The organism is Shigella sp. FC1967 (assembly GCF_001743005.1).
Taxonomy (GTDB): domain Bacteria; phylum Pseudomonadota; class Gammaproteobacteria; order Enterobacterales; family Enterobacteriaceae; genus Proteus.
The window spans coordinates 1-262 of sequence record NZ_MIIZ01000229.1 but is presented as its reverse complement, the minus strand read 5'-3'; the positions used below and the strand labels follow the sequence as shown (position 1 = coordinate 262).

Genomic DNA, 262 nt, shown 5'->3' with positions numbered 1-262 from the left:
TTAGTTCACGACGAATTTTTGTTAATGCTTCAGGGTCATCTAAATCAACTTTAGGATCGAATCCTGTCGCCCCAACTTCAAGACCTCGTAACGCTTTTTGTAAGGATTCTTGTTGTGTTCTACCTATTGCCATCACTTCGCCAACAGATTTCATTTGCGTGGTTAATCGGTCATTTGTCCCTGCAAATTTTTCAAAGTTAAAACGAGGAATTTTTGTCACAACATAATCAATAGAAGGTTCGAAAGAGGCTGGTGTTCTCCC

The 262-nt window shown here is 39.7% G+C and carries 1 protein-coding gene; it reads right to left on the bottom strand.

Translation table 11 applies throughout. The features are described from left to right. Window positions 1-262: hypothetical protein (locus tag BHE89_RS02145; RefSeq protein WP_171742430.1), on the bottom strand; the 262-nt coding region annotated here is incomplete at both ends.